Origin of the sequence: Bacillus songklensis (assembly GCF_042649685.1) — a bacterium.
Classification (GTDB): domain Bacteria; phylum Bacillota; class Bacilli; order Bacillales; family Bacillaceae_H; genus Bacillus_BA; species Bacillus_BA songklensis.
Map to the genome: position 1 here is coordinate 1 of NZ_JBHRZT010000006.1, position 806 is coordinate 806.

The 806-nt window shown below is 40.4% G+C and carries 1 protein-coding gene; it reads left to right on the forward strand.

Features of this window, described 5'->3' with window-relative positions:
• Nucleotides 1–80: 80 nt before the first annotated feature.
• Nucleotides 81–806: phosphogluconate dehydrogenase (NAD(+)-dependent, decarboxylating) (gene gnd, locus ACFOU2_RS00585; RefSeq protein ID WP_377911264.1), on the forward strand; the 726-nt coding region annotated here is incomplete at its 3' end.

An 806-nucleotide genomic window follows, 5' to 3' on the forward strand; every position in this document is an offset into this window, starting at 1 on the left:
TATGAGATGATTTCAAAAGATCAATCAGTAAAAGCATTAAAAATAGGATAACAACACGAATAGTTCAGGAGGACAAGAGGATGCAAGTTGGATTAATCGGGTTAGGGAAAATGGGGTTAAACTTAGGAAAAAATCTAATTGATCATAACTACGAAGTTGCCGCCTTCGATTTAAATGTCAATGCTGTGGAGGAAATCAGTCAGTATGGTGCTATAGGAACATCAAGTTTAAAGGAGCTTACTCAAATATTAGAAACCCCCAGAATTATCTGGATTATGGTTCCGCACGCTGTTGTCGATTCCGTTATAAATGAAATCACTCCACACTTGAGTAAAGGAGATATTGTAATTGAGGCAGGTAATTCTCATTACAAAGAATCCATCCGCCGTTACGAGCAGCTAAAGGAATCAGGTATACATTTTATGGATGTCGGCACCTCCGGAGGGATGGAAGGCGCACGTAACGGAGCTTGTTACATGGTTGGCGGGGATAAAGAAGCATGGGATATTGTTGAACCCATATTTCGAGACACAGCGGTAGAAAAAGGATATTTATATGCTGGTCCAGCAGGCAGCGGCCATTTTTTGAAAATGGTCCACAACGGAATCGAGTATGGGATGATGGCTGCGATTGGCGAAGGATTTGAAGTATTGGAGAAAAGTGAGTTTGATTTTGACTATGAAAAAGTGGCAAGAGTATGGAATAACGGTTCAGTCATTCGTTCATGGCTCATGGACTTAACAGAACGTGCATTTTCTAAAGATGCAAACTTAGAACAAATCAAAGGAACCATGCATTCTTCAGGA